22 protein-coding genes and 2 pseudogenes are annotated in these 24790 nt (G+C 67.5%); 14 read left to right on the plus strand and 10 right to left on the minus strand.

From position 1 onward, the window contains the following. Positions 1 to 4: 4 nt before the first annotated feature. Complete coding sequence (locus tag MTAB308_RS25320; protein WP_083746654.1) at positions 5 to 1216, minus strand: CaiB/BaiF CoA transferase family protein; 1212 nt, start codon at positions 1214 to 1216, stop codon at positions 5 to 7. Between the two features lie 42 nt (positions 1217 to 1258). Then, positions 1259 to 2020: an SDR family oxidoreductase gene (locus MTAB308_RS25325; protein ID WP_077103207.1), complete on the minus strand. Its 762-nt coding sequence runs from the start codon at positions 2018 to 2020 to the stop codon at positions 1259 to 1261. A 174-nt stretch (positions 2021 to 2194) separates the two neighbouring features. Here MTAB308_RS25325 and MTAB308_RS25330 point away from each other — a divergent pair, with 174 nt between their 5' ends. From MTAB308_RS25330 to MTAB308_RS25365, 9 genes and pseudogenes are all read left to right on the plus strand, one after another. Continuing rightward, positions 2195 to 3193, plus strand: a complete 999-nt coding sequence (locus MTAB308_RS25330) for a dihydrodipicolinate synthase family protein (protein WP_245831488.1) — start codon at positions 2195 to 2197, stop codon at positions 3191 to 3193. Positions 3194 to 3208: 15 nt separating this feature from the next. After that, a pseudogene (locus tag MTAB308_RS30665) lies at positions 3209 to 3826 on the plus strand (acyl-CoA dehydrogenase family protein); the annotation flags it as partial. A 66-nt stretch (positions 3827 to 3892) separates the two neighbouring features. Beyond that, positions 3893 to 4327, plus strand: a pseudogene (locus tag MTAB308_RS30670) (acyl-CoA dehydrogenase family protein); the annotation flags it as partial. Next, positions 4324 to 5328 (plus strand): acyl-CoA dehydrogenase family protein, encoded by a 1005-nt coding sequence (locus MTAB308_RS25340; protein ID WP_245831489.1) that lies wholly within the window; start codon positions 4324 to 4326, stop codon positions 5326 to 5328. The pseudogene MTAB308_RS30670 and the gene MTAB308_RS25340, both read left to right, overlap by 4 nt. After that, entirely contained in the window at positions 5325 to 6140 is an 816-nt protein-coding gene (locus tag MTAB308_RS25345) for an enoyl-CoA hydratase/isomerase family protein (RefSeq protein WP_077103213.1), read from the plus strand. Before MTAB308_RS25340 ends, MTAB308_RS25345 begins: the two co-directional genes overlap by 4 nt. After that, a complete protein-coding gene (locus MTAB308_RS25350; protein ID WP_077103214.1) occupies positions 6140 to 6880 on the plus strand; it encodes an SDR family oxidoreductase in 741 nt (246 codons plus the stop codon). The genes MTAB308_RS25345 and MTAB308_RS25350 overlap by 1 nt, the downstream gene beginning before the upstream one ends. 2 nt (positions 6881 to 6882) lie before the next feature. Next, positions 6883 to 8514 carry an AMP-binding protein gene (locus tag MTAB308_RS25355; protein WP_077103216.1) on the plus strand — a complete coding sequence of 544 codons (1632 nt, stop codon included), beginning with the start codon at positions 6883 to 6885 and terminating at the stop codon, positions 8512 to 8514. After that, complete coding sequence (locus MTAB308_RS25360; protein ID WP_077103218.1) at positions 8511 to 9344, plus strand: acyl-CoA thioesterase; 834 nt, start codon at positions 8511 to 8513, stop codon at positions 9342 to 9344. The genes MTAB308_RS25355 and MTAB308_RS25360 overlap by 4 nt, the downstream gene beginning before the upstream one ends. Then, positions 9341 to 10180 carry an enoyl-CoA hydratase gene (locus MTAB308_RS25365; RefSeq protein WP_077103220.1) on the plus strand — a complete coding sequence of 280 codons (840 nt, stop codon included), beginning with the start codon at positions 9341 to 9343 and terminating at the stop codon, positions 10178 to 10180. Before MTAB308_RS25360 ends, MTAB308_RS25365 begins: the two co-directional genes overlap by 4 nt. A 32-nt stretch (positions 10181 to 10212) precedes the next feature. On the opposite strand, the gene MTAB308_RS25370 is transcribed toward MTAB308_RS25365, so the two are convergent. Genes MTAB308_RS25370 through MTAB308_RS25385 form a run of 4 tightly spaced genes read right to left on the minus strand, consistent with a single transcriptional unit; the run spans position 10213 to position 14728 of the window. Further along, positions 10213 to 10647: a pyridoxamine 5'-phosphate oxidase family protein gene (locus MTAB308_RS25370; RefSeq protein ID WP_077103222.1), complete on the minus strand. Its 435-nt coding sequence runs from the start codon at positions 10645 to 10647 to the stop codon at positions 10213 to 10215. Positions 10648 to 10657: 10 nt separating this feature from the next. Continuing rightward, positions 10658 to 12298 carry a class I adenylate-forming enzyme family protein gene (locus tag MTAB308_RS25375; RefSeq protein WP_077103224.1) on the minus strand — a complete coding sequence of 547 codons (1641 nt, stop codon included), beginning with the start codon at positions 12296 to 12298 and terminating at the stop codon, positions 10658 to 10660. After that, the gene (locus MTAB308_RS25380; protein ID WP_077103226.1) at positions 12298 to 13542 is read right to left on the minus strand and encodes a cytochrome P450; all 1245 of its coding nucleotides are present in this window, start codon (positions 13540 to 13542) and stop codon (positions 12298 to 12300) included. Before MTAB308_RS25380 ends, MTAB308_RS25375 begins: the two co-directional genes overlap by 1 nt. Position 13543: 1 nt before the next feature. Then, positions 13544 to 14728 (minus strand): amidohydrolase family protein, encoded by a 1185-nt coding sequence (locus MTAB308_RS25385; RefSeq protein ID WP_077103228.1) that lies wholly within the window; start codon positions 14726 to 14728, stop codon positions 13544 to 13546. Positions 14729 to 14951: 223 nt separating this feature from the next. On the opposite strand from MTAB308_RS25385, the gene MTAB308_RS25390 reads away from it, so the two are divergent. Next, positions 14952 to 15977, plus strand: coding sequence for an acyl-CoA dehydrogenase family protein (locus MTAB308_RS25390; RefSeq protein ID WP_077103230.1), 1026 nt, complete (start codon positions 14952 to 14954; stop codon positions 15975 to 15977). Between the two features lie 4 nt (positions 15978 to 15981). Beyond that, positions 15982 to 17148 carry an acyl-CoA dehydrogenase family protein gene (locus tag MTAB308_RS25395; protein WP_077103232.1) on the plus strand — a complete coding sequence of 389 codons (1167 nt, stop codon included), beginning with the start codon at positions 15982 to 15984 and terminating at the stop codon, positions 17146 to 17148. 41 nt (positions 17149 to 17189) lie between these two features. Here MTAB308_RS25395 and MTAB308_RS25400 read toward each other — a convergent pair whose 3' ends face one another. Then, positions 17190 to 17984 carry an SDR family NAD(P)-dependent oxidoreductase gene (locus MTAB308_RS25400; RefSeq protein WP_077103234.1) on the minus strand — a complete coding sequence of 265 codons (795 nt, stop codon included), beginning with the start codon at positions 17982 to 17984 and terminating at the stop codon, positions 17190 to 17192. 12 nt (positions 17985 to 17996) lie between these two features. Beyond that, positions 17997 to 18761, minus strand: coding sequence for an SDR family NAD(P)-dependent oxidoreductase (locus MTAB308_RS25405; protein WP_077103237.1), 765 nt, complete (start codon positions 18759 to 18761; stop codon positions 17997 to 17999). A gap of 153 nt (positions 18762 to 18914) precedes the next feature. On the opposite strand from MTAB308_RS25405, the gene MTAB308_RS25410 reads away from it, so the two are divergent. Genes MTAB308_RS25410 through MTAB308_RS25420 form a run of 3 tightly spaced genes read left to right on the plus strand, consistent with a single transcriptional unit; the run spans position 18915 to position 22950 of the window. Continuing rightward, complete coding sequence (locus MTAB308_RS25410; RefSeq protein WP_077103239.1) at positions 18915 to 20585, plus strand: thiolase C-terminal domain-containing protein; 1671 nt, start codon at positions 18915 to 18917, stop codon at positions 20583 to 20585. A 16-nt stretch (positions 20586 to 20601) separates the two neighbouring features. Next, the gene (locus MTAB308_RS25415; RefSeq protein ID WP_077103242.1) at positions 20602 to 21801 is read left to right on the plus strand and encodes an acyl-CoA dehydrogenase family protein; all 1200 of its coding nucleotides are present in this window, start codon (positions 20602 to 20604) and stop codon (positions 21799 to 21801) included. 30 nt (positions 21802 to 21831) lie between these two features. Continuing rightward, entirely contained in the window at positions 21832 to 22950 is a 1119-nt protein-coding gene (locus tag MTAB308_RS25420) for an acyl-CoA dehydrogenase family protein (RefSeq protein WP_245831490.1), read from the plus strand. On the opposite strand, the gene MTAB308_RS25425 is transcribed toward MTAB308_RS25420, so the two are convergent. Both MTAB308_RS25425 and MTAB308_RS25430 read right to left on the minus strand, forming a co-directional pair. Then, positions 22947 to 23885 carry an alpha/beta hydrolase gene (locus MTAB308_RS25425; RefSeq protein ID WP_077103246.1) on the minus strand — a complete coding sequence of 313 codons (939 nt, stop codon included), beginning with the start codon at positions 23883 to 23885 and terminating at the stop codon, positions 22947 to 22949. The two genes, MTAB308_RS25420 and MTAB308_RS25425, sit on opposite strands and share 4 nt — an antisense overlap. Further along, positions 23885 to 24721, minus strand: coding sequence for an SDR family oxidoreductase (locus MTAB308_RS25430; RefSeq protein ID WP_077103248.1), 837 nt, complete (start codon positions 24719 to 24721; stop codon positions 23885 to 23887). Before MTAB308_RS25430 ends, MTAB308_RS25425 begins: the two co-directional genes overlap by 1 nt. Positions 24722 to 24790 lie beyond the last annotated feature (69 nt).

The raw sequence follows: 24790 nt of genomic DNA on the forward strand, positions 1-24790 counted from the left end.
CCTGCTAGGTCACTGCGCCACTGATCTTGAGGTCGATCAGTTCGTCGTCGGACTTGCCGAGAGCCCGCAGAATGTCGTCGGTGTGCTCAGCGAATTGCGGTGCCCGCGTGAGCTGTACCGGCTTCTCGTCGAACTGGACCGGGTTGGCGACCAGTTCCCGCGGAGTGCCGTCGCTGTCGAGCACTTCGGCGATCAGGCCATTGGCCCGCAACGCCGAGTCCTGGCCCACTTCCCACGGGTCTTGCGCGATGGCCCACTGGCCTTCCATGCCGGCGAACCGGGTGACCCATTCGGCCAGCGACCGCGCGGCGAGTACCTCCTGCACGATCTCGGCCGCTGTCGTCGCATTGGTCATTAGTGCTTCAGCGGTGGAGAATCGCGGTTCGGTGATGAGGTCCTCGCGGTCGATGTGCCGACAGAACTCGGGCCAGTAGCGCCCGGGTTGGAGCATGGCCAGGACGAGCCACCGGTCGTCGGCGGTCCGGTAATTGCCGACCAGCGGGTTCGTCGGCGCCGAGTTGCCGGGAGCGCGGGGCGCCGGCGGGCCACCTTCCAAAAGTGCGAAACCCACCGGCAGCGCGTTGGCCCATGCGCCGACCCCGAGCAGGGATACATCAATGACAGAAGTCTCACCGGTGCGCTGCCGGGCGAACAGGGCGGCGGCGATGCCGCCGGCGATCGTCATGCCGCCCAACGAATCACCGTAGGCGCCCGCCGGCATCTTGCACAGGCCGTCGTAGTCCACCGGGGTGGTCCCCACCGCGCTGCCGGCTCGAGCCCAGAAGGCGGTGCTGTCGTATCCACCTTTCTCGCTGTCGGGGCCGCTGTTGCCGAAGCCGGATCCGCGGACGTAGATGATGTCCGGGTTGATCTTGCGGACGTCGTCGAGTTCGATGCCCAGCCGCCGGCGTGCAGCGGGCAAGAAGTTGGTCAGGAACACGTCGCTGGTGCGAATCAGTTCGTGCAGGACCCCCAACGCCCCGGGCTGTTCCAGCGCCAGGCCGATGCTGCGTTTGCCCCGGTTGGGGTGTTCCATCAACGGTGCGAAGGACCCGCTGCCGACCGGCATGCCCATTAGGGCGCTCAGGCCGCGCTGAGCATCACCCTTCTCCGCGTGTTCGACCTTGATTACGTCGGCGCCCCAGTCGGCCAGGACCGCACCCGCGGCCGGGACGAAGGTGAATTGCGCCACCTCGAGCACGCGGACGCCGTCCATCGGTCGGATCACTGTGTCTCCCTTACAGTTTCGGCGATGGGCTCAGCTGCTCGCCGGACGGACGTGGACCACGTCCATCATCACTTCGCGTGGCCGGGTGATGACGTCGTGCAGCACGTCGGCGACGGTGGCCGAGGTGAGCAGGTGGGTGCCGCTCATCCGGGTGAGGTAGCCGTCGGCTTCCCACAGCGGCCAGGCCTTTTCGAGGTCGCCCGGGCCGAAGTTCTCGTGGATCCCGGTATCTCCGACCGCACCGAGAACCACCAGGGTCACCCGGATGCCTTCTCGTCGCAGCTCCTTGCTCATGGCTCCGGTGAAACCGTTGAGGCCACGCTTGGTGGCGGCGTAGAGGGTCATCATCGGCATGTCGTCGAGGGTGATCTCCGAGGAGATGTTCATGATGTCGCCGCCGCCGGCCGCGCGCAGCAGCGGAATGGCCGAGCGCGTGGTGTAGATGGGAGCCACCAGGTTGGTGTTGATCGTGACGGCGATGTCTTCGTCGCTGGCTTCTTCGATCAGCCGAATCCGGCTGGCTCCTGCGGAGTTGATCAGGACGTCGATGCGGCCGAACTGCGCTGCGATCTGATCGAAGGCCGCGTGCACTTCGTGGCTGCTGGTGACATCGGTGACGATGGGGACGGCGCGGGGCCCAACGATCTCTACGACCTCATCGAGAAGCAATTTGCGGCGGGCCAGCAGCACTACCGTCGCGCCTTCCCGCGCGAGGCGAATTGCGGTGGCCCGCCCGACGCCCATCGACGCGCCGGCGACCACGGCGACTCGGCCCTCCATGCTCTGCGACATCACGCTCCTCATGCTTGCGTCTGCGGCCGTATCAAAATACGCGGATCATGGTGCATTTGCTGCGCACCTGTTCCTTGCACGCAACGCACATATCGTTCTACCATGACGCGTACGTGATAGTCATCACCTGGCCCGAGAAACTCGCGTCCGGCAATAGTGCAGAAGGAGTCGGTTGTGTTCTCAGGTGTCACCGGCAAAGAGGCGAAGGACTGGGCGTCGGAGCACCTGTGGGGCAACTGCAGTTCGCTCTACACCCCGTTCTGCGGCCTCGACGGCGACGAAATCGATTACGCGGCACTGCGTGCGCTGGTGCGGCACTGCCTGGTCGAGCTGGACCAGGACGGTATTTGGCTGACCGGCGGCATCGCCGAATTCTGGTCACTGACCACCGACGAACTCAAAGAAGTAGTCCGCGTCGCCATCGAGGAGGCCCGACGGGTCAAACCCCACGCGCTGGTGCAGGTGATGTCGAGCACCGACACCGCCAAGCAGGCCGTCGAGCTCACGCTGAACGCCCAAGAGCTGGGCGCCGACATCTGCTACATCCTGACGCCCTATTTCGAATGCTCCGGCAAGCCCGGTGTGCTGGAATACCTGCGCTACGTCGCCGACCGCACCGACATGCCGCTGGGCTTCTTCAACTCCCACTCGACAGGGCTGGTCCTAACCCCCGAGGAATGCGTCGAGCTCTACCGTGAGATCCCGGCGCTGTGCGGCCTGAAGAACGGGCTGCTCGACGCGGAGCACAGCCTCGCGATCCATCGGCTGGCCCCGGAAATGGTGTTATGGGAAGCGGCCGACGAGGCCGGGATCCGGTTAGGGATACCCCACCCAGGAGCGCTGGGTTCGGCGCTCTACCTCTACGAAAAGCCGGGCGCTCCGCTGTTCAGCGAGTGGCGGGCACTGCTGATACAAGGCGATTTCGAGCGCGCCGACGCCTTCGCGGCCGAGACCGGTTTGACCGCCATGCGCGAGGCGAGCCGCCGCTATCAGTCCCATCCCGCCCGCCCCGGAATGTTCACGCACTGGGGAGCCGGGTTCAAATTCGGCGCCTCGTTGCTCGGACTGCCCGTCGGCGACCACCCGGCCCGGCCGCCGCAAACTGCGTTCCCCGACGACCTGAAGCAGCCGATCCGTCAGGCCTATGTCGCCTCTGGGTTCATCGAGTCCTGAGAACGGAGAGCTGTAATGGAGGTGCGCGAATTTCGCGCCGGGGTGGGAGCCTGGATCGACGAGGTAGGAGAGGCGCTGGTCCCCGCGATCGAGGACCAAAGCGTTGACGCCCAGCTGCACCACCAACGTCGAGTGCAGCGGCTGCTATTCGACGCCGGCTGGATGCGCTGGGGATGGCCGACCCGGCTCGGCGGCCTGGGGGGCTCGCCGATCCTGCGCGCCGTCCTCGGCGAGGAGCTCACCGGCCGAGCACTGGTGCACACCACATCCTGGTCGATGCACGAAGTGCTCGGGCCGGCGGTGGCCGAGTTCGGCCGGCCCGAACTGGTCGAGGAGATCTTCCCGCGACTGTTACGCGGTGAGGAGTTCTGGTGTCAGGGGTTCTCCGAGCCCGACGCGGGCAGCGACCTGGGATCGATGCGGACATCTGCGCGCCCGCGCGGCGCCGACTGGGTCATCAACGGCGAGAAATTGTGGACCAGCTGGGCCCACCACGCCACCCGATGCGTCGTGTTGGCCCGTACCGGCGGTCCCGGATCGCGGGGTATCAGCGCATTTCTGGTGGACATGGACACGCCGGGGGTGAAGGCGAGCCCACTCGAGACGATGGCCGGTGTCGACGAATTCTGCTCGACGTCGTTCGTCGACGTTGAGGTCCCCGCGCAGCGCCTGCTCGGTGAGCTCGACGCCGGCTGGCGGGTCGCGCAGTTCATCTTGTCCTGTGAACGCGGCCCGATCTTCTGGCAGCGCGGTGCTTGGCTCGCCCACCACCTCCGTCTGCTCCTCGACGCCGCACGCGATGGAGCGTCCGCGTCGGCGCTCGGCGAGGCCTACCAGCTGTTGTGGGCCTTCCGCGCCACCTCAAAGAACACGCAGGACCGCATCGCTGCGGGTGATCTGCCGGGACCGGAAGCCTCGGTGGACAAGATCATGATCGCCGCCGCCGATCAGGCCGTGTTCGACGCGGCGCGCGAGCTACTGCGCGGCGGCATGGAAATCGACGACACCGCGGGCAGCCGGGCGTGGCGCCGCGAATGGGCCTACTCGCGCGCCGCCACCATCTACGGGGGCACCAGTGAAATCCAGAAAGACATCGTGGCTTCCCGGCTGCTCGGATTGCCGAGAAGCGCGTGACTCGCATTTCCCAGGCCCAAACCATCGACGCCGCCGAACGGGCGCTGCTGGCGACGACGATCCGCGGACTGGCGGAGGAACTCGACGGAGCCGAGCTTGCGCAGGCACTCGATGCGTTCGGGTTCGCCGACCTGCTCGCCGAGGCGCCCCGGGATGCGGTGTCGGCGCTGTTCACCGCGCTCGGTCGAACCGGATCGATGTCGACGTCGCTGCAGGATGTCCTGCTGCGACCGCTGGCCGAATACCTGCCTGGGGCGACAACAGGATGCAACGTCGTGCTGCCGGGCATCGGTGCCGATCTGGTCGGCGCGGCCGACGGCGAGATGCTTGCGGTGCGCGGCCTGGTCATCGGCGCGCAGCCGGCCCCGAGATATTTGGCACCGGTCGCGATCGGCGGTGAGCTGGCCTGGGTTGGCCTGCAGGAGTCCTCGGGGGTCTCGACCCGGCGGATCGATGGTCTTGATCCGGCGTTGGCGATGACCGAAGTCACCGGCGTCGAGGTGCTGGCCGACGTGATCCTGGCGGGCGAGCAGGCCGTTGCGGCCTGGGATGCGGTGGCGACCGTAGGCCGGCTGGCACTGGGATACCAGATCATCGGTGCGGTCGGCCAGATGATCGACCTGGCCGTCGACCATGCCCGCAGCCGAGTGCAGTTCGGCCGGCCCATCGGCTCCTTTCAAGCGGTTCGCACTCGCCTGGCCGACGCGCACGTCGCCCGCGAGGGCGCCGCCGCGGCCCTCGCGGCGGCCTGGGACGCGGACGACGCCGTTTTGGCGGGTCTGTTGGCGAAGTCGTTGGCGGGGCGTGCAGCCCGCATCGCCGCCACTCAGTGCCAGCAGGTGCTGGCCGGCATCGGCTTCACCGCCGAGCATCCCTTCCACCGCTTCTTGGCCCGCGCGCTGGTGTTGGATTCGGTGCTGGGTTCGGCCAGCGAACTGCCCGGGGTAATTGGTGCTCATTTGATTTCGGTCGGGGCGATCCCCCGGCTGGTGGACCTGTGAGCGGCGGCGGCGATCCGTCCGGCACGGACGCCCATCCCGCCGTCGTCGTCGACCGTCTCGGGTCGGTGGCGCGCGTGACCTTGGCCAGGCCCGAGAAGGCCAACGCCATGGATACCGAGATCACCGATGCCCTGCTCAGCGCGGTCCTGGCGCTGCGTGACGACCCTGACGTGCACACGATGGCGCTCACCGGTCAGGGCAATGCGTTCAGCGCCGGCGGGGACTTCGAGACCATCCGCGCGATGCGCGATGACCGCTCTCTGCGCGACACCGTGCTGGCCGCCCACCAGGAACTGTTCTGGGTCATGACGCGCCTGCCGTTTCCGACCGTCGCCGCCGTCAATGGCGCCGCGGTCGGCGCCGGCGTCACGGTCGCGCTGCTATGCGACCTGGTCGTCATGGCCGAAGACGCCTTCCTCAGCGATCCGCGGGTTTCGCTGGGACTGCTCGACGGCGCCGGCGGTTTGCTGCTCTGGCCGTTGCTGACCAGCCTGTCCGCCGCCAAGGAACACCTGCTCCTCGGGGACCGGGTCAGCGGCGTCGAAGCCCACCGCCTGGGGCTGGTGAACCGCGCGGTTCCCGCATCCGAGGTGTTGGAGGAGGCACTGCAGCTGGCCAACCGCCTCGCCGGGCTCCCGCCGCACGCCGTCCGGCAGGCACGCCAGCTGCTGAACTTCCACATCGATCGCGTCGCCGCGTTACTGCCGCATTGTGCCCGCGCCGAAAGCGAGTGTTTTGACACCGAGGAGCATCGCGTGCTGCTGGAGCGGCTGAGCGCACGAGTGGCAGCCAAGAAGACGGGGACCCCGTAATGGGCCGTGTCGCTTTGGTCACGGGCGGCACCCGGGGGATAGGTCGTGCGATCACCGACCGGCTGACGCACGCCGGTGTCGCGGTGGCCGCGGCGTACGCCCGCGACGCCGCCGCCGCGCACGCGGTGCGCGAAGAGGCTTCGCGGTGCGGGGCCATCGTGACGCTGCATCAGGCCGATGTCGGGGAGCCGTCGTCCTGCCAGCGGCTCGTTGCCGAGGTTCTCGAGCAGCACGGGCGGCTGGACTACTTAGTCAACAACGCCGGGATGGTCAACGAGCAACGGCTCAGCGAGGTCAGCCCTGAGGACTGGCAACGCCAGCTCGCGGTCAACCTGTCGGCTGCGTTTTTCCTCAGCCATGCCGCACTGGCGCACATGAGCCAGCAGCGTTTCGGGCGGGTGGTCAACATCGGCTCGGTCACGGCGCTGCTGGGCAGCCCGGTGCAGGTCGCCTACGGCGCGGCCAAGGGCGGCATCGTCGGCCTGACCAGATCGTGTGCTCGCGCGGTCGCCCGCAAGGGCATCACCGTCAACTGCGTGATCCCCGGCAGCTTTGACACCGATATGTCCGCCGACTTGGCATACACCGACCGGGACGCGGTGACGTCGATGATCCCGGTTGGGCGCTGGGGCCGTCCCGAGGAGCTGGCGCACGCCGTCGCTTTTCTGCTCGACGACCTTGCCTCCTACGTCACCGGCGCGGTCCTGACCGTCGACGGCGGAATGAGCATGGGTGGATGAGGATGAACCGAACTCGGCTCACCGCAACCGATATCGTGGCGCCGCCGGCCGCCCCGGACCGCCTCGCCGAATACCGCCGCTTCGGCTACATCAGCGACCAGACGATTTCTGCGTCGGTCGTCCGTGCCGCCCGTCAGTGGGGCTCACAGCCGGCCATCATCGAAGGCGGCCATCAATTGACCTACCAGGAGCTGCTCGAGGTGGTCGAACGTGCCGCCGCGTGGCTGGGCGGAGCCGGTGTCGGGCCCGGTGACGTGGTCTGCTGGCAGACGCCGAACTGGTGGGAAGCTCACGTGCTGGGTCTGGCGGTGTGGCATGCCGGCGCGGTGAGCTGCCCGATCGCCCCGTTCTACCGGGAACACGAGCTGCGTCAGGTCATCGAGCAGGTACGGCCCGCGGCTGTGGTGACCGCCGAGACGTTCCGCGGCTTCGCCCACGCCGAAGCGTTCGACGATCTGCTGGCCGGGGTCGGTCTCGCCGACGTCGCCCGCGTCGTGCTGCGAGGAACCCGGCCTGGCTGGTCGCCGTTCGACGTGGTCGTCTCGCACGGTCGGCGCCAAGAATCGGCGTCCGTCGGGGCCGACGATCCCTGCCTTATCCTCTTCACTTCTGGGACCACTTCGGGCGCCAAGGCCGCCGTGCACTCCTCGCGTAGCTTGCTTGCCGAAACCCGCCAGCTCGCCGGTGCGTGGGGCCTGTCGTGGGAGGACGCCGCCTACATGGCCGCCCCGCTGCAGCACATCACCGGCGTGCTCAACGCAATGACCATCCCGCTGCAGGTCGGCGCGTCTGCGGTGCTGGCCGACCGGTGGGAAGCGGACGTCGCGGTGGCCGACATCATGCGGCACCGGGTGACCTATTCGGCCGGGGCGACGGTGTTCCTGCAGGAATTGACCGACGCCGCCCGCGCCGCCCGCGTGCACATGCCGCTGCGGATGTTCGCCTGCGGCGGCGCGGCGGTGCCGCGCGCGGTCATGGAACGCAGCGAAGAGCAAGGGATTCCGGCCGCGCGCGTGTACGGCATGACCGAGCTTCCGACGGTGACGGTGATGAACCGCGCGCATCCGTTCGACCTGCGCGCCGAGACCGATGGCGCGATCGCGCCGGGGGTGCAGGTCCGGGTCGTCGGGACGGATGGCGAGCCGCTGGCCGCGGGCTGCGCGGGCGAACTGCTGGTGCGCGGACCGGAGCAGATGCTCGGCTACCTCGATCCTGACGCCAACCGGGCGGCCCTCGACGACGCGGGATGGTTCTCCACCGGGGATGTCGGTCTCGTCGACGGCGCCGGCTTCGTCACGATCACCGGGCGGGTCAAGGACGTCATCAACCGCGGCGGCGAGAAGTTCTCCGCCCGCGACATCGAAGACCTGCTCGTCAAGCACCCGGCGGTGCGCCACGCAGCCGTAGTGCCCGGACCCGACGCAAGGTTCGGCGAGGTACCCGTGGCGTTCGTCGTGTTCGACCAGCCGGGCCAAGCGTCCGCCGAAGACCTGTCCCGTCACCTGCGCGCCGCCGGACTGGCCCGCCAAAAGACCCCCGTCGCATGGCATTTCGTCGACGCCTTGCCGATGACGCCGTCGGGCAAGGTCAAGAAGTTCGAGCTTGTCGCGACCGCGGAGGAAAGGCTGGGATGAATCTCGATCAATTTCGCGCGATGCTCACCCTGGGCGACGACACCGACGGCCGCACCGTGCTGCCCATTCCTGACCCGGGCGTGGAGCGGATATTCGGCGGACAGATCATGGCTCAGCTCATCGTGGCCGCCGCACCGCCGGGATCGGCCAAGGCGGTGAAGTCACTGCAGATCGCGTTCCCCCGCGCCGGACGCGCCGCTGACCCGTTGTACCTGGACCTCGAGCAAACCCACGACGGCCGCTCGCTCGGGCATCGGCGGGCGGTGGCGTGGCAGGGCCAGGAGTCCGCCCGCCGGGTGGTCGCGACCGCGTCGATCCTCGTCGACCGCGCCGACCCAACCGAGCAAGGGTACGACTATCAATACAGCGCCGCCGCGGCCGGTGATCCGATGGCCGCCAAACCCATTGACTTCGCGGTGATCCCGGGCGAAGCCCGCCTGATCGGCGACGGCCTGGATGTCGAGGACGCCGTGGGCGCGGACCTGGCGTTCTGGATGCGCTGCCCGGACTTCACCGATACCGCGCTTGCCCAACCCGTCATTGCCTACATCTCGGACTGGCCGCTGATCGGCACCCTGCTGAAAGCGGTGCCCGGCGTCAGCCAGCGCGACGCCCACGTCAGCGTCCAAACCGGCGTCGTCACCCATTCGGTGTGGTTTCACCAACCGTTCGACGTCGCCCAGTGGCTGCGGGTGCAGATCCGTGGCGTGCGGTTGGGCGGTGGCCGCGGCTTCGGCGCCGGAGACGTTTACACCCAGTCCGGAACACATGTCGCGTCGTTCGCGCAGGAAAGCGTCGTGAGGACCCCCCCGAAAGGAATGCAGCCATGACAGCTCAACATTTCGTCCACTATGAGGTCGACGATCGGGTCGCGGTCATCACCCTGGACCGCCCCGAGGCCGCCAACGCCCAGACCCCGGGCATCCTCAAGGATCTCGACGTTGCCTGGCGGCGCGCCGACGAGGCCCCCGAGGTTCGGGTCATCGTCCTACAGACCACCGGTAAGCACTTCTCCGCCGGGCACGACATGTCGGGCACCGATCCGTCGGCCGACGGGCGCAGCCTTAGTCCGCAGCGCACCGATGGCAAGCTGCTCGCGGAGACCTACTACGACTGGGAGACCCGCGGCTACCTGGAGTACGCGAAGCGCTGGCGCGACATCCCCAAGCCGTCCATCGCCGCGGTGCAGGGCAAGTGCATCGCGGCCGGGTTGATGCTGTGCTGGCCGTGCGATCTCATCGTCGCCGCGGACAACGCGCAGTTCTCCGACCCGGTCGGCCTGATGGGCATCATGGGCGTCGAATACCACGCCCACACTTGGGAACTCGGGCCACGGAAGGCGAAGGAGATGCTGTTCACCGCCGGTTCGGTGACGGCCGAGGAGGCCCTGCGATGCGGGATGGTCAACCACGTCGTACCGCTGGACGACTTGCGTTCCGCCACAATGGATCTCGCTCACCGCGTCGCTCAGACCGACCCCTGGGCGCTGCGAATGGCCAAGCGGGCGGTCAACCACACCCTGGACACCATGGGCTTCTCGACGGCGATCGCGTCATGTTTCGACATGCATCATCTCGGCCACACCCGGGCGCTCGCCGCGACCGACGGGCAGACCGTCGTGATGGCCGACCTGGCACGGATGAAGGCCGCCGGCCGCAGCAAGTGAGCAGGTCCGCCGGCAAGGTCGCTTGGTCATGACTATCGGCGCAGCATTCGCTGGCCGTCAAAGCTGTTCCACGCTTGCGGGCGAAGCTCGATGATGACGCGGTCCTGCCGGGCCAACACCGCGGGGTCCAAGCCGGCCATTGTGCAGAACCGAGGGTAGAACCATTCGGCCGTGGACACGTCGTCATGCACGACTGCCAAGGTCCGGGCACTGATCATCCGGCCATGGGGAAGCGGTTTACCCGCGCTGGAAACGGCGACGGTGCTTCGCGGATCCGCGACTAAACAGGCGACCCGGGGACGGTCGCGGAAGGACGTCACCCAGAACGCATCGCGCTGAAACACGTAGGTGAGGAACGCTGACACCGGCGAACCGTCGCTGTTGAGCCACCCGACGGTGCACTCGCTCTGCACGGCAAGAAGCTGCAATCGCTCGTCATCAGTCAAACGGAAGGCTGCGAAATCCATCGGCCTTCCTTTATTCATGACGAAGACCGTTCGTCGCCAACAGCCTGACCAGTCCCTGGCGGTCGAGTTTGCCGGTCGGCAGCATCGGTAGCTCGCTTTCGGCGAGTATCGCGATGACCGTTGGCACCTTGAACCCGGAGAGGTTGGCGCGGGCATGGGCGGCGACGGCGTCGGTGGACAGCTGGGCGCCGTGCGCCGGCACGACGGCGGCACCGACGACTTCGCCGCGTACCGGATGGGGCAAGGCGACCACGAAGCTGTGCAGCACGCCGGGCATGGCGTCCAGGACCGATTCAACCTCGGCCGGTGAGACATTGGACCCGGCGGTCTTGATCAAGGTGCTGGCGCGACCGGTGAAGTGCAGATGACCGGCGTCGTCGAACCATCCGCGGTCCCCGGTGTCATACCAGCCGTCGGCGTTGAACACCTCGTGATGTTCCTGCTTGTAGATCCCGCTCATCAGGATCTGGCCGCGCACTTGGATCTGGCCGTCTTGCCCTGGCGGCGCCTCAACGCCCGCGGAGTCCACGATTCGGTGTTGCACGAGCCCGGGCAGTGGGATCCCCCAGGAGCCGCGCCGTTGTGGGGGCAGCGGGGTGTCGGGCACCTCGACCATGGTGTGCGGGCCGCCGGTCTCGGTCATGCCGAGCAGGTTGGGGGTCAGGTCGGGTTCGCTGGGTCGGCGTTCGGGTGGCAGCGCCTGCAGCATGGTGCCGCCCCGGACGCTGGATAGGTCTCGCTTGGCGAAGTCGGGGTGATCGGCCATGGCCTGGCTGGCCTGTGCCCAGCACGAGATGATGGTGGCCCGCTCCCGTTCCAGCAGCGCCAGCGTGGCACCGGGTTCGAAAACGTCCTGGGCCAGGATCGCGGCTCCGGTCGAGAGTGCCTGCAGCACCACCATGGTCAGTCCGCCCACCCAGAAGAACGGCATGGGGGAGTAGATGCGGTCGGCGGACGTGACGCCGCGGTGCCGAGCCAGGAGGGCTGCGTGGCGCACCAGGCTGCCGTGGGTGTGCGCGACGGATTTCGGTAGTGCCGTAGTGCCAGATGTCGTGACCAGCACGAGCTCATCGGACGGTCGGACCTCCTGTTCGGCGGAACCTGTCAGCGGTGCGACCGGGCCGGTACTGCCGGGCCACGGCGTCGTCCACGCCCGGTCGCAGGCGGGCCAGACGTGCACCCGGCGCAGGTAGGGGACAGCGGCAAGGGCGATCGCCGCGTCACCGTCGGCCAGGCCGGGCAGCGCGTCGGCTACCCGCGTAACGAGGTCGTGGCTTGCGATCGACCGGCCCATCAGGAGCACCTGGGTGTCGGTGTGGCGCAGCAGCCTGGCGAGCTCGGCGCCCGGAGCGAAGGTCGACAGCGGGACAGTGAGCGCGCCGATGCGGGCCGCGGCCAACCACGCGATGAGCCATTGGGCGCAGTTGGGGAACAGGATGCCGACGCGGGTTCCCTTGCCCACGCCCGAGGCCAACAGCGCGTCGGCCAGTGTTCTGGACTGCGCGTCGGCCTCCGCAAAAGTCAGCCGCTCCTCGTCGGTGACCAGGAACTCGCCGTCAGGCTTCGTGCGCCGCCGTGACAGCAGCTCGGGGACACTGCCCGGCAGGCCGGGGGGTGCCGGATCGTCCGACGCGGTCTGCGCCGCGCCCATCAGCCGACGTGCACCGGGACGTGCGAATAGCCGGCCACATTGGACATCGTTACGCGCCGCAAACCGTCGGTGTTGACGGCGAACCGCGGCCAGCGCTCGCGTATCGCGTGCAAGGCGACTCGGGTCTCGAGCCGCGCTAACCAGGAGCCCAGGCAGCTGTGGGCGCCGTATCCGAAGGCCAGGGTGGTGGCGCCGCCCCGCCTGATGTCGAATACGTCGGGCCGATCGTAGGTCCGGGGGTCACGGGTCGCGGCGCCGGTGACCAGCAGCGTGGGCGATCCCGCCGGGATGGTGCCGCCCTCAAGCACCACCTCGCGGGTGGTGAACCGGCCCTGGTATTGCGAAGGCGGATTGAGTCTCAGCATCTCCTCGATCGCGCCGGGTATCAGCCCGGGATCGGCGAGCACCAGCTGCCACTGATCGGGATTGTGGTGAAAGGCCATGACGCCGTTGCCCACCAGCTTGGTGACCGTTTCGCTGCCGGCCGCGGCAAGCAGCACCGCGAACGTGGCGATGTCCTGGTCGGTGAGCCGGTGCGTCACCCCGGTCTCGTCTTGGTAGGTCGCGGTCACCAGCCGGCTGATGATCAGGTCGTCGGGCCGGCGGCGCTTCTCGCGGGCCAGGTCCAGGAAGTACTCGCCCATCGCCATCGAGGCCGCGACTCCGCTCTCTGTGGCGAACGGATTGTTCTTCTCGCGGTGCAGGAACTCGTCGGTCCAGAGCCGTATCTGCTGGCGCTCTCCGGCAGGGACGCCGAGCATCGAGGAGATGATCTCCACGGGGAACAGCGCCGCGAAGTCGGCCACCACGTCGAATTCGTCTTTGCCCGCCAGGGCCTGCACGTAAGACGTGACGACGTCGGTTACCAGGGGCTCGAGGTTGGCGATCGCCGCCTTGGTGAACACCTGGCGCACCAGCTTGCGCAGCCGCTCGTGTTCCGGAGGATCCAAGAGGATCAACATGTTGAGGTCGTCGAACTTTCGGCGCATCGACAACGCGTCCAGGGTGACCCCGTAGGCGCTGCTGAACGTCTCCCAGTCCCGGTGCGCGGCCACGACGTCCTCATACCTGCTCAGCGCATAGAAATCCCAGCGTTCGCTGTAATACACCGGCGCCTCGTCGCGCATCCAGCGGTAGGTGTCGTACGGGTCGTCGAAGAAACTATCCGAGTACGGGTCGAACTCCATGGGGGAGCCGTCCTCGCGGGGTTTGGTGGCCGACCCCGCACCGCGATCCGTCGACATCTCAGGCGCCGACCCGCATCATGCTCGACAGCGTGCCGCCCATCACCATGGCGAGCTCGTCGTCGCTCAGCTCCGGGTGCCGCTCGGGGTAGCTGAGCGGATCGGCCAAGCCTTCCGGATGAGGGTAGTCCGAGCCGAAGAACAGGTGATCGATCGGCACCAGCTTCGCGAGTTCGGCGACGTTCTCCTCCCAAAACGGATTGAAGTAGATGCAGCGTTGGATCGCCTCCACGGGATCCTCGCCGTAGAGCTGCGGCATCTTCTTGCGGGTTTCCTGGAGGTTCTCCAGCAGCCGCGGCAGCCAGGTCGTTCCGTTCTCCACCATGCCGATCCGAAGCTCGGGAAACCGCGTCAGCAGGCCGTGGCAGGCCAGGGCCGCAACAGAGTCCTCGGCCGGGTTGCGCGCCAGGCTGTAGTAGGAGCGAAACGGCGACGGCTGGAACGGTCGGAACTCGCCGGAACCCTCCCAGTCGTTGGCGTACCGGGAATAGCCGCTGTCTGAGGCGTGCATGATGACCAGCACGCCGGTCTCGACGACCCGCTTCCAGAACGGGTCGAATTCGGGGAGCGCGAATGAACGCGGGCCGTGGAGCCCGGGTACCGGCGCCGGGCGGATGAGAATGGCGCGCGCACCGCGCTCGACCACCCAGTTCAGTTCGTCGATGGCCTTCTCCACGATGGGCAGGGTGATGATCGGCGTGGTGAAGATGCGGCCCTTGTAGTCGAATTGCCATGTCTCGTGCAGCCACTGGTTCAGGGCGTGAATGATTGTGTGGGTCGCCTCGGGGTGCTCGCGGAAGCGTTCTTCCACCAGACTCGCCAGCGTCGGGTACATCATCGACTTGTCGATGCCCTGTTCGTCGAGCAGCGCCAGGCGAGGCGCTGGTTCACGGAACGCAGGAATCGACTCGATCGCTTTCCCCAGAATCTCGCGGTGCGGTTTGCCTTCGGGGTTCCCGTGGTGGAAGTAGTCCTCCTGGGCGCCCGGCGCAGCGACCTTGTCGAAGGTCGGGTTGGGGATGTAGTCGCTGATCTGTCCCAGGGTGGCGATCTTGGTGCGTCCATCCACTTCCACGTACCGGATTGCGCCGTGGTACTCCGGCGGCAGGAACTTGGTGAGCGCATCGCGTGTCTCGTACATGTGGTTATCACCATCGAAGACCGGAAATCCCAATCGCGACGTCATTGAACTCCTCCTCGTGCGCGGCCAAGCGTGCGATGCCGAATGGCCCTACTCCAATCAATGTGACAATCAGGTGTTCGATTGACTCTAGCATCGAGTGCAGAAAAAGAGGATATAGGTTTACTTTTTCGTCGTGCTTCAGTCCGGGACCGGGTAACGTCCTTCTGCGACGGTGCTTGCGTGTTGCCGAATGTCGAGCCTTGTCACGATCGCCAGGAGGACTTAGGTGGATCTATCGCTGACGCGGGAGCAACGCGCGGTCCGCGACGCGTTCGCAGCCTTGTTCGGGAAACAGGCCACGCCACAGCGGGTGCGTAGTGCAGAGCCCACAGGTTTCGACCTACTGCTCTGGCGGCATTACGCCGACATCGGCGCGCTGGGTATAGGAGTGCCCTCGGACTGCGGGGGCGGGGACGGCGGCCTCCTCGAACTGGCATTGGTGGCCGAGGAAGCCGGCCGACGCCTCGCCCCGATCCCGGTCGCCGAGACCGCGGCCGCGGCCCGAGTGTTGGGTCGCCTGCGCGAGAAGGAACTGCTGGTACCGGTCCTGAGCGGATCGGTCATCGTGTCACTGGCCACCCAGCCCGGCTCGGCCACGCGCCAGTGGCTAATCGACGGCGCAATCGCGGACGCTGTGCTGGCCCTCGACGGCGACTCCCTGGTGTACATGAACCGCCCGGACGGCCTGTCCAAGACCGCACACCGCAACCTCGGGGGACTACCGCTGGCCCAGTGGCTCACTCCGGGCGCAATTACCGTCCTCGCCGAGGGGAGCGAGGCGCGCTCGATCTTCGACACCGCGATCGACGAGGTACGCGTGCTGCGCGCGGCGGCGCTGGTCGGGTTGGCTTCCGAGGCCGTAGCGATCGGCTCCCGGTACGCGATCGTGCGCGAGGCGTTCGGCCAGCCGATCGGAATGTACCAAGCGGTCGCGCATCCGTTCGCCGACGCGGTCACCGGTCTGGACGGCGCGCAATTGTTGGTGCGCAAGGCCTGTTGGGCGCTGGATTCCGCGCGGGACGACGCCGGCGCGCTGGCGGCGATGGCGTTTGTGTTCGCCGCCGAAACGGCCTATCAAGCGGCGACGCACAGCCTGCATGTCCACGGCGGATACGGGTTCATGGAGGAGTACGACATCCAGTTGTATTACCGCAGGGCCAAAGCGTGGGCGGCGGCGTTCGCCGATCCGCGACGCGAGTTGCTCACTGTCGCCGACCGACGGTTCGGCCCCGAGACGACCGAGGGTCGGTGACGCGATGGACTTCAGCGAACCTGAGAACTGGGCCCGAATCCGCCGCGAGGCAGAGGAATTCACCGCCGAACATGTCACTCGCGAGGTGATCGAGCACGAGCGCCGCACCGGCGACGGCGTTGATCGCGCCCTGACCCGCAAGCTGGGGGAGCGCGGCTGGATCGCCTCAGGCTGGCCGGTCGCCGACGGCGGCGCCGGGCTGGATCCCTTCGAGGCGGCCGCGCTGTGGAACGCATTACGCAAGGGTGGCGTGCCGACCGCGGGCCCTGGAACGACCATGCTGCCGGCCAACGCCATCCGCGCCACCGGCTCCGCAGAACTCAAGGCCAGAATCCTGCCAGGCGTCGCCGCCGGTGAAGTCCTTATCTGTCTGGGCTACACCGAGCCCGCGGGCGGCTCCGACGTGTTCGCCTGCGCGACCCGGTCGCAGCTCGATGGGGATGAGTGGATTGTCAACGGGCAGAAGATCTTCACGACGTTCGCCCATCTTGCCGACTATTGTTTCCTGCTCACCCGCTCGCAGCCCGGATCGGTGGGACCGCGGGGCCTGACGATGCTGCTGGTACCGCTGGACACACCCGGTATCGAGATCCAGGCGGTGCACACCATGGGTCACGAGCGCACCAACATCGTGTTCTACAACGATGTGCGGGTTGCCGACGCAAACCGCGTCGGTGAGGCGCACGAGGGCTTCGCCGTGATGCGGGCGGCGCTCGAGGCCGAACAGAATGTTGCCCCCGGTTCGCGCACGGGGTGGGTCGCTGACGATGCGCTGGAGTTCGCCCGCACGCACCGTGGACCCGACGGCGCTGCGCTGATCGCCGATGTCCTGGTCCGCGAGCGCCTGGCCCGAATGGCGATGGAAGCGGAGGTGGCCGACTTGCTGGACTTGCGGGTGGCCTTCCTCGACGCGGAGGGGGACAAGCCGGGCCCGGTATCGGCATTGTTCGGGCCGGAAAGCTACGTGCGCGCGTCGGCCGCGGCGATCGACATCGCGGGGGCCGCGGGCATGATCGACTGGACCGATCCGCAGACCGCGGTGGACGGCAACCTCGACGCGCACTATCGCAGTGCCGTGGCGACGACGATCTACGGGGGGTCCAGCGAAGTGCTGCGCAGCCTCATCGTGGAGAACCGGCTGGGATTTCCGCGTAGCCGTCCTCGGCGGTGACGTGCGCGCCACCCGGACAACACACCGAGAACCGAACGCGCTCAGAGGAAGTCACTGCCACCGTCGACGTTGAGGTGAGCGCCGGTCATATAAGTGTTGTCCGGTGAGGCGCAGAACGCGATGACGGCGGCAACCTCGTGGGGCAGCCCGAGCCGACCCAAATCCACCGACATGCCGTGACCGCGTCCCAGCAGTCCGAAGGCACCCACGGGGTCATCCGTCGCGATCCCGGCGGAGGCGAGCACCGGCCGTGCCCAGTCGGTGAGAATCGGACCCGGGGCGACGGCGTTGACCAAGATGGCATCGCTGGCGAGACTGCGGGCGAGGTTCTTCGTCACGCTGAGTAGCGCGCTCTTGGCCGCGGTGTAGCTCACCAACCCCGCCGACTGGTGCTGCACTGACATCGCGGTCACGTTGACCACCCGGGCCCACTCGGCGGCTCGCAGCAACGGCAAGGCCGCACGCACACACCGAACCGCGGACAGGACGCCCTGGTCGAATGCCGCCGTCCACTGCTCGTCACCCAGGTCCTCGAAGCGACCGGCATCCGTTGGACCGGCGGCATTGACCAGCACGTTGAGTCCGCCCCAGTGCGCGCCAACCGTGGCAAAGACGGTGTCGACGTCCGACGCCGAACTCAGATCGGCGGTCAACGCCAGTACTTCCGGACTGCCGGCGTCCGTCAATGTGGTTGCGGCCTCCGTCAAGCGGGCGTCGTTCCTGCCGATGATGCCGATCCGCGCGCCCTGTTCGGCCAGGCACACTGCGGTCGCCAGTCCGATGCCGCGGGTGCCCCCCGCGATCACCGCGGTGGCATCGGCGAATCCGAGATCCATGATCGTCGCCGGCTACTTGGGCGCGAACCGTTGGCCGGCGTCGAGTCGGATAGTCGACCCGTTAAGCATCTGGTTCTCGACGATGGACAGCGCCAGGGCGGCGTACTCCTCCGGCTTGCCCATCCGACGCGGGAAGGCCGCGTCGCGGGTCAGCTCACCAGCCATCTTCTCTGGAATCCGCGACGTAATCCCGGTCGCGAACAGGCTCGGCGCCACGGCGGTGACCCGGATGCCGAGGCTGCCGAGATCACGCGCCATGGTCAACGTCATTCCGGCGATCGCGGCCTTCGCGGCGCTATAGGCGACCTGCCCGATCTGCCCTTCGAACGCCGCAATCGAGGAGGTGTTGACGATCACGCCGCGTTCGTCGTCGTCGGGCTCGTTGCGGCTCATATGCCAAGCCTGTAACCGGTTCAGGTTGAAGGTGGCGATCAGGTTGAGCTCGATCACGGACCGGAACGCATCCAGGGAATGCGGCCCGGTCTTGGAAAGCGTTCGTGCTGATACGCCGCCGCCGGCAGTGTTGATCGCGATGTGCAGGGCTCCCAGGTCGTCGACGGCCGCCTCCAGCGCGGTCTGCACACGGTCGCTGTCGGTTACGTTGCACGGGTGAAACGACGCGCCGGCGCCTAATTCCTTGGCCACGGCGGCTCCGTCGGATGTCGGCAGGTCCAATACGGCGACTCGCGCACCCTGCTCTGCCAGGCGTTCGGCGGTCGCCCGTCCCATGCCCGAGGCGCCTCCGACGACCACCGCGGCGCTGTCCTTGACCTTCACACCAACCCCTGTCTGCTGTCATGACTGATTGTCCTCTTACGAGGTCATCACAGTACCGATTAGTAGAGTTACGCTCTACTATTACGGCCGATCATATATCCGTAATCTGTTACGGTTCGTGTTGGTTGTTCGTCGGTTGTGACCGGAGGTGTGATGACAGAGCCCGGCCCCGCCGATCCGGTTGTGCGGCCGTTGCCCCACACGAGCGTCAGCAGCGAGCCGTTCTGGACAAGCGGAGCCGACGGGCGTTTGCGGATCGCTCAATGCCAAACGTGCGCCCGGTACCACCACCCGCCGCGCCCCATCTGTCCGCACTGCCGCGGCGTCGAGGTGGCTATGACGCCGGTATCGGGACGCGCGACGGTCGCCGGCTTGACCGTGAACCATCAGCAGTGGCTGCCAGGCTTCCCGCCGCCCTACGTCGTCGCCGTCGTCGCTATCGCCGAAGACCTATCGGCCCGGCTCACCACAAACATCGTCGGCTGCGGCCCCGACCACGTCGCCATCGGACTGCGGGTCAAGGTGGTGTTCGAGCAGCAGGACGATATCTGGATTCCGCTGTTCGAACCCGATTCCGAGGCCGCCGATGCCGGCCCGGTCCCAGGGCCCCGTGATCTCACTCGCGACGTGCGGCCCATGTCGTCCACCCGCAAGTTCGAGGACAAGGTGGCGCTCACCGGGGTCGGGAGTTCGACGATCGGGCGTCGCCTCATGGTCGATCCGTTGTCACTGACGGTGACGGCGTGCCTGCGCGCCGTGGCCGACGCGGGCCTGACGCTGGACGACATCGACGGCTTGGCCACCTATCCGGGAGGACTTGCCGGGGGGATGTCGGAGGGCGGGGTCACCGCGGTCGAGGAGGCGTTGCGCATTCGGCCAACCTGGATTGCGGGTGGGGCTGAAGTTCCCGGGCCTACAGGCAGCGTCGTGTCCGCCATGCTCGCCGTCGCGGCCGGGCTATGCCGGCACGTGTTGTGCTTTCGGACCGTCTGGGAATCGACGCACACTGCCCTGGCCAGGCGCGCGAAGGCCGGGGGAGGGCAAAGCCGGGCGTCGGGCATGTTCGAGTGGCGCGCGCCGTTCGGCGCCATGTCGGCCGCCAACTGGATCGGGGTGAACGCCTCGCATTACTTCTGGCGCTACGGAGGCGACCGCGCCTCGACGCTGGCGCCCATCGCCCTGACGGCGCGCGCGAACGCGTCGCGCAATCCGGCCGCGATCTACCGTGACCCCCTTACCCTGGACGATTATCTGTCGGCGCGGATGATCAGCTCGCCGTTCGGCCTCTACGACTGCGACGTGCCGTGCGATGGGGCGATCGCGGTGATCGTGTCGTCGATCGACACGGCGGTCGACCGGCCGAAACCTCCGGTGCTGGTAGAGGCGGTGGGCACCCAGGTGCTCGATCGGATCTCCTGGGACCAGGACACTCTCACGCACGAACCGCAGGTATTCGGTCCGGCGACGCATCTGTGGAGCAGGACCACCCTCCGGCCGGACGATGTCGACGTCGCCGAGCTCTACGACGGATTCACCTTCAACGCCGTGTCGTGGCTGGAGGCGCTCGGGTTCTGCGGTGTCGGTGAGGCCGGGGATTTCCTTGACGGCGGAGCGACGATCGCGCTGGACGGGAAGTTGCCGCTGAATACCCACGGCGGTCAGTTGTCGGCCGGACGGACCCACGGCTTCGGCTTTTTGGCCGAGGCCATCGCGCAACTGCGCGGCGAGGCGGCCGAGCGACAGGTCGCCGACGCCCGGGTTGCGGTCGTCACTACCGGCGGCGGCACGCCCGGTGGGGCGCTGCTGCTGCGAGGGGGCAACTGATGCGGAGAACGGACGGATGAAGCTGGAACAGGATCCCGAGATCGATCAGTTTCGCGCGGAGGTCAGAGCTTTCCTCGAGAAGCACCGCCCGCCGGTGCGCACGATGGGGAAGGCCGGGGTGCGGGCGCCCGAAGCCGAGGACATTCCCGCCCTGCGGGCATGGACCGCCCAGCTGTTCGAGGCCGGATATATCGGCGCCGACTGGCCCGCCGAATGGGGCGGTATCGGCACCAAAGACGCACTCCGCGCGGCCGTCGTCGGCGAAGAAATGGCGCGGGCGCGGGTACCCATGCCGATCGGCGCCGGCCTGCTGGCCGCCGCGGCCCTCATCCACTGCGGGCGGCCCGACCAGCAGCGGCGCTACCTGCCCCGGATCCGGACCGGCGAGGACATCTGGTGCCAACTATTCAGCGAGCCCAGCGCCGGCAGCGACCTGGCGAGTCTGACCACGCGCGCGCGTCGCGACGGCGATGACTTCGTCGTCGACGGTCAAAAGGTCTGGACCACCAACGGCCAACACGCCCAACTCGGCTACCTGTTGGCCCGAACCAACCCCGATGCACCCCGGCACGCCGGCATCACCGCGTTCGTCCTGGACATGACGAGCCCGGGCGTCGAGGTGCGGCCCCTGCGCGAGATCACCGGCACCAGCGACTTCAACGAAGTCTTCTTGGATGGTGTGCGGATACCCGCGGACAACGTGCTCGGCGGAGTCGACCAGGGCTGGAAGGTCGCCACCACCAGCCTCGTCGAGGAGCGCTCCAGTGTGGGCACCGCGGGCATCATCCAGTTGCGTGCGGTGCGGGATGCGGTGGCGATGGCACGGTCACTGCGGCGCGGATCCGGCCCAGCGCTGGACAACGATGCCGTCCGCCAAGACATCGGCCGCCTCTACGCGGCCGCACGCGTCAGCGTTCGGCTGGGCCAATACAACCTGTCGCGCGCGTTGAGTGGCGATTCCGACCCCGCCGATGCGCCGTTGGCCAAGGTGCTCTACAGCGAGACCAATCTCGCGCTCACCGAGTTCGGACTCGGACTGCAGGGCACCGATGGGTTGCTCACCGAAGACGACCCCGAGGCGATCGCCGGCGGTTGGTGGCAGGACGCCTTCCTTTATTCGCGGGCTCTGACGATCGCCGGTGGTGCCAACGAGGTATTGCGCAACGTGATCGCCGAACGCTCGCTCGGATTGCCCAGGGAACCGCGCGGTTCTTGACGTCTTTGGAGGTAACTCGTGGACTTCACCGTGAGTGACGAACAACGGATGCTCATCGAAAGCACCCGCAAGTTGCTGGCACGCGAATCGCCGATCAGTCGCGTGCGCGAACTCGCCGGCCAGGATGAACACGGCTACGACGAGCGCGTGTGGCAACGGGGCGTGGAACTCGGGTGGGCCGGGTTACTCATCGCCGAGGAGTACGACGGTTTGGGGCGCGATCTGGTGGACGTTGCGCTGATCGCCGAAGAACACGGCAGGACGGTGCAGCCGGGCCCACTCATCGGTAACGCCCTTGCGGCAGTGGTGATCTCACAGTCGGGACGCCACGACCTGTGCTCGGAGATATTGCCGCTACTGGCCGGTGGCCGGGGTGTCGCAGCGTGGGCCTTCGCGGAGTCGCGCCAGCCGTGGGACGCCGAAGGAGTGTGCGCGGTGGCTACCGAACACGCCGGGGGCTTCCGGCTGAGCGGCATCAAGGTCGCCGTGCAGGACGCCGAGGTCGCGGGCTGGATTGTGGTCACCGCCCAACTGGGAGGCCGCCTGGCGCAGTTCCTCGTCGACCGGCGGGCCGCGGGAATCGGTGTGCGGCGACAGCACACCCTCGACATCACCCGGCGCCTCGACGAGGTCGTGTTCGACGATGTTGCGGTGCCGTCGTCGGTGCTGCTGCACGCAGGCGAGGCGGCGGAAGCGGCCGTGGCGCACCAAAATCGTTGTGGCGCAGTGCTCGTCAGCGCCGACAACATCGGTGTCGGTGAGGCCGTGCTGGAGATGACCGTCCAGTACGCAAAGCTGCGGGTGCAGTTCGGGCGCCCCATTGGTAGCTTCCAGGCCGTCAAACACAAGTGCGCGACGATGCGGATGTGGCTGCAAGCGTCGAAGGCAGCCACCTATTACGCCGCGATGGCCGTGGCCGCCGACGCAGACGATGCCGAGGAAGCCGCCAGCGTCGCAAAGGCTTACACCTCTGCGGCGATCGCCGCTCTGACCAGCGAAGCCCTTCAGGTGCACGGCGGTATCGGCTTCACGTGGGAACACGACCTGCATCTCTACCACCGCCGGGCCAGGGCGAACCAAGTCCTTTTCGGTGATCCCTACCTGCACCACGAGCGGCTCGCGGCGGCGTTGGAAACGGCGACCGCCTAGCCGATAGTGCGCTGGCCGAACTGGCGCGCCAGCCAGTCCGCGCTGTCGCGTGCCGCAGTTCGAGCCACCGCGGTGTCGGCGAACATGTCGAAGCCGTGCACGGCGCCCGCGTAGACGTGCAGTTCGGTGGGTACCGCCGCCCGGCACAGTCGCGCCGCGAAGTCGATCGACTCATCACGCAGACAGTCCGCCGTGCCGACACCAATGAAAGTCGATGGCAGACAGCTTAATTCGCTCACCCGCGCCGGCGCCGCATCCGCAGGAACGTCGTCGGTGCCGTACCGGTCGCCGAGGTAACTGCGCCAGCCGAACGTATTGGATTCCCGGGTCCACACCGGCAATCCCTCAAGTTGGCTCGATGGGGTGAGGCCGCGGTCATCGAGCATCGGATACTCCAGGTATTGAAATGCCAAGGGGACGTTCGCGCCGTCGCGGCACCGCAGGGCCAGGCCGGCAGCGAGTGCCCCACCGGCACTGCGTCCGCCGATCCCGATCCGCCGTGAGTCGATGCGCAGATCATCGGCGTGCTCGACGATGAACCGCAACCCGGCCTCGCAGTCGTCCAGCGGTGCGGGGTAGGAGGCTTCGGGTGCCAGCCGGTATTCGACGCTGATGCAGACACAACCCAATGAGCGGCACCACTCGATCATGCGCGCATCGTCCATGTGCCGGTTGCCGATCACCATCCCGCCGCCGTGCATCCAGTACAGGACGGGCGGCTCGTTGGCGGATTCGACGGGTCGCAGCACCGACAGTGCGACGCCATCGGGTTCGGTGGTCAGCTCGACGCGCTCGATGTCGGGCGCGGACTGCGGCTCGAAAATCGACCCGGCGCGCATGGCCGGAAGTTTGTCGAGCGAGAAGTCGAAATCCGGAAATCCGCGCAGGCTTTCGGCGATCTCCGGGTCGATCCAAGCGGAACGAGTCTTCGCCATCAACCGACACCCATCAGGTGCTTGCCCGCGCCCACGAGTCCACCGTCGACTCGAATGTCGCAGCCGGAGATGAACGCCGCGGCGTCGGATTCAAGGAAGGCCACCGTGGCGGCGATGTCCTCCGGGCGTCCAGGCAGCGGCCGGTCCGGGCGCTTGACCGGGGTCACCTCGATCATCACCGGAATGATCTCCTGACGATCCAGTTCCAGCCGGCCCATCGGCGTATCGATCAGGCCGGGCGAGATCGCGACGGTACGTCCGCCCCTCTTGCCCCACGGCGTGGCCAGCCGTTCGGCCAGCCGGGTAACACCGCGCTTGGCCAGGACGTAGGCCGTGGCACTGTCGAGCGCCCTGCCCAGGGCCTGTTCGATGGCAGTGAGGAACCCGTCGGCCAGCGGATCGTCCAACAACGGTTCGACGGCGGCGGGGACTTCGCTGTAGCCGGCGATCGATCCGATCAGGATCGCGGAGCTGCCCGGGTTGACCAACGGGAACAAGGCGTCGGTGATGCGCATCGATCCGGCCAAGTCCACATCGAGGACTGTCTCCGCGTCGGCCATGTCCGGTGAAACACCCGCGGTGTGAACGAGGCAGCGCAGGCGGCCAAGCTGGCGCACCCGATCGGCGAGCGCGGCGACGTCAGCCGGGGACGTCACGTCGCAGCGCAGCGTGTCGACGTCCGCCCCGGTCGCGCTCAGGGCCTTGCGTGCCTGGTCGAGCAGGTCCTCGCGGACGTCGACGAGCAGCAGACGCCCGCGGTCCGCGAGCGCGCGGGCGCAGGCCAGTCCCATCCCGCCCGCACCCCCAGTGATCACCAGAACGTTGTCCACAGTCATCGTGTCCTCTCATCGGTGGATCACTACCGGCCCAGTCACCAAACGAATCCGTCGACAGCGGCGGTGTGC

The organism is Mycobacterium terramassiliense (genome assembly GCF_900157385.1).
In the GTDB taxonomy this organism is placed as follows: Bacteria; Actinomycetota; Actinomycetes; order Mycobacteriales; family Mycobacteriaceae; genus Mycobacterium; species Mycobacterium terramassiliense.

Excerpts from the sequence above, each read along its gene's own strand:
- MTAB308_RS25320 (WP_083746654.1), bottom strand. The coding sequence starts at position 1,216 with ATGGACGGCGTCCGCGTGCTCGAGGTGGCGCAATTCACCTTCGTCCCG.
- MTAB308_RS25325 (WP_077103207.1), bottom strand. The coding sequence starts at position 2,020 with ATGTCGCAGAGCATGGAGGGCCGAGTCGCCGTGGTCGCCGGCGCGTCG.
- MTAB308_RS25350 (WP_077103214.1), top strand. The coding sequence starts at position 6,140 with ATGGGCCGTGTCGCTTTGGTCACGGGCGGCACCCGGGGGATAGGTCGT.
- MTAB308_RS25355 (WP_077103216.1), top strand. The coding sequence starts at position 6,883 with ATGAACCGAACTCGGCTCACCGCAACCGATATCGTGGCGCCGCCGGCC.
- MTAB308_RS25360 (WP_077103218.1), top strand. The coding sequence starts at position 8,511 with ATGAATCTCGATCAATTTCGCGCGATGCTCACCCTGGGCGACGACACC.
- MTAB308_RS25365 (WP_077103220.1), top strand. The coding sequence starts at position 9,341 with ATGACAGCTCAACATTTCGTCCACTATGAGGTCGACGATCGGGTCGCG.
- MTAB308_RS25370 (WP_077103222.1), bottom strand. The coding sequence starts at position 10,647 with ATGGATTTCGCAGCCTTCCGTTTGACTGATGACGAGCGATTGCAGCTT.
- MTAB308_RS25375 (WP_077103224.1), bottom strand. The coding sequence starts at position 12,298 with ATGGGCGCGGCGCAGACCGCGTCGGACGATCCGGCACCCCCCGGCCTG.
- MTAB308_RS25380 (WP_077103226.1), bottom strand. The coding sequence starts at position 13,542 with ATGTCGACGGATCGCGGTGCGGGGTCGGCCACCAAACCCCGCGAGGAC.
- MTAB308_RS25385 (WP_077103228.1), bottom strand. The coding sequence starts at position 14,728 with ATGACGTCGCGATTGGGATTTCCGGTCTTCGATGGTGATAACCACATG.
- MTAB308_RS25395 (WP_077103232.1), top strand. The coding sequence starts at position 15,982 with ATGGACTTCAGCGAACCTGAGAACTGGGCCCGAATCCGCCGCGAGGCA.
- MTAB308_RS25400 (WP_077103234.1), bottom strand. The coding sequence starts at position 17,984 with ATGGATCTCGGATTCGCCGATGCCACCGCGGTGATCGCGGGGGGCACC.
- MTAB308_RS25410 (WP_077103239.1), top strand. The coding sequence starts at position 18,915 with ATGACAGAGCCCGGCCCCGCCGATCCGGTTGTGCGGCCGTTGCCCCAC.
- MTAB308_RS25415 (WP_077103242.1), top strand. The coding sequence starts at position 20,602 with ATGAAGCTGGAACAGGATCCCGAGATCGATCAGTTTCGCGCGGAGGTC.
- MTAB308_RS25425 (WP_077103246.1), bottom strand. The coding sequence starts at position 23,885 with ATGGCGAAGACTCGTTCCGCTTGGATCGACCCGGAGATCGCCGAAAGC.
- MTAB308_RS25430 (WP_077103248.1), bottom strand. The coding sequence starts at position 24,721 with ATGACTGTGGACAACGTTCTGGTGATCACTGGGGGTGCGGGCGGGATG.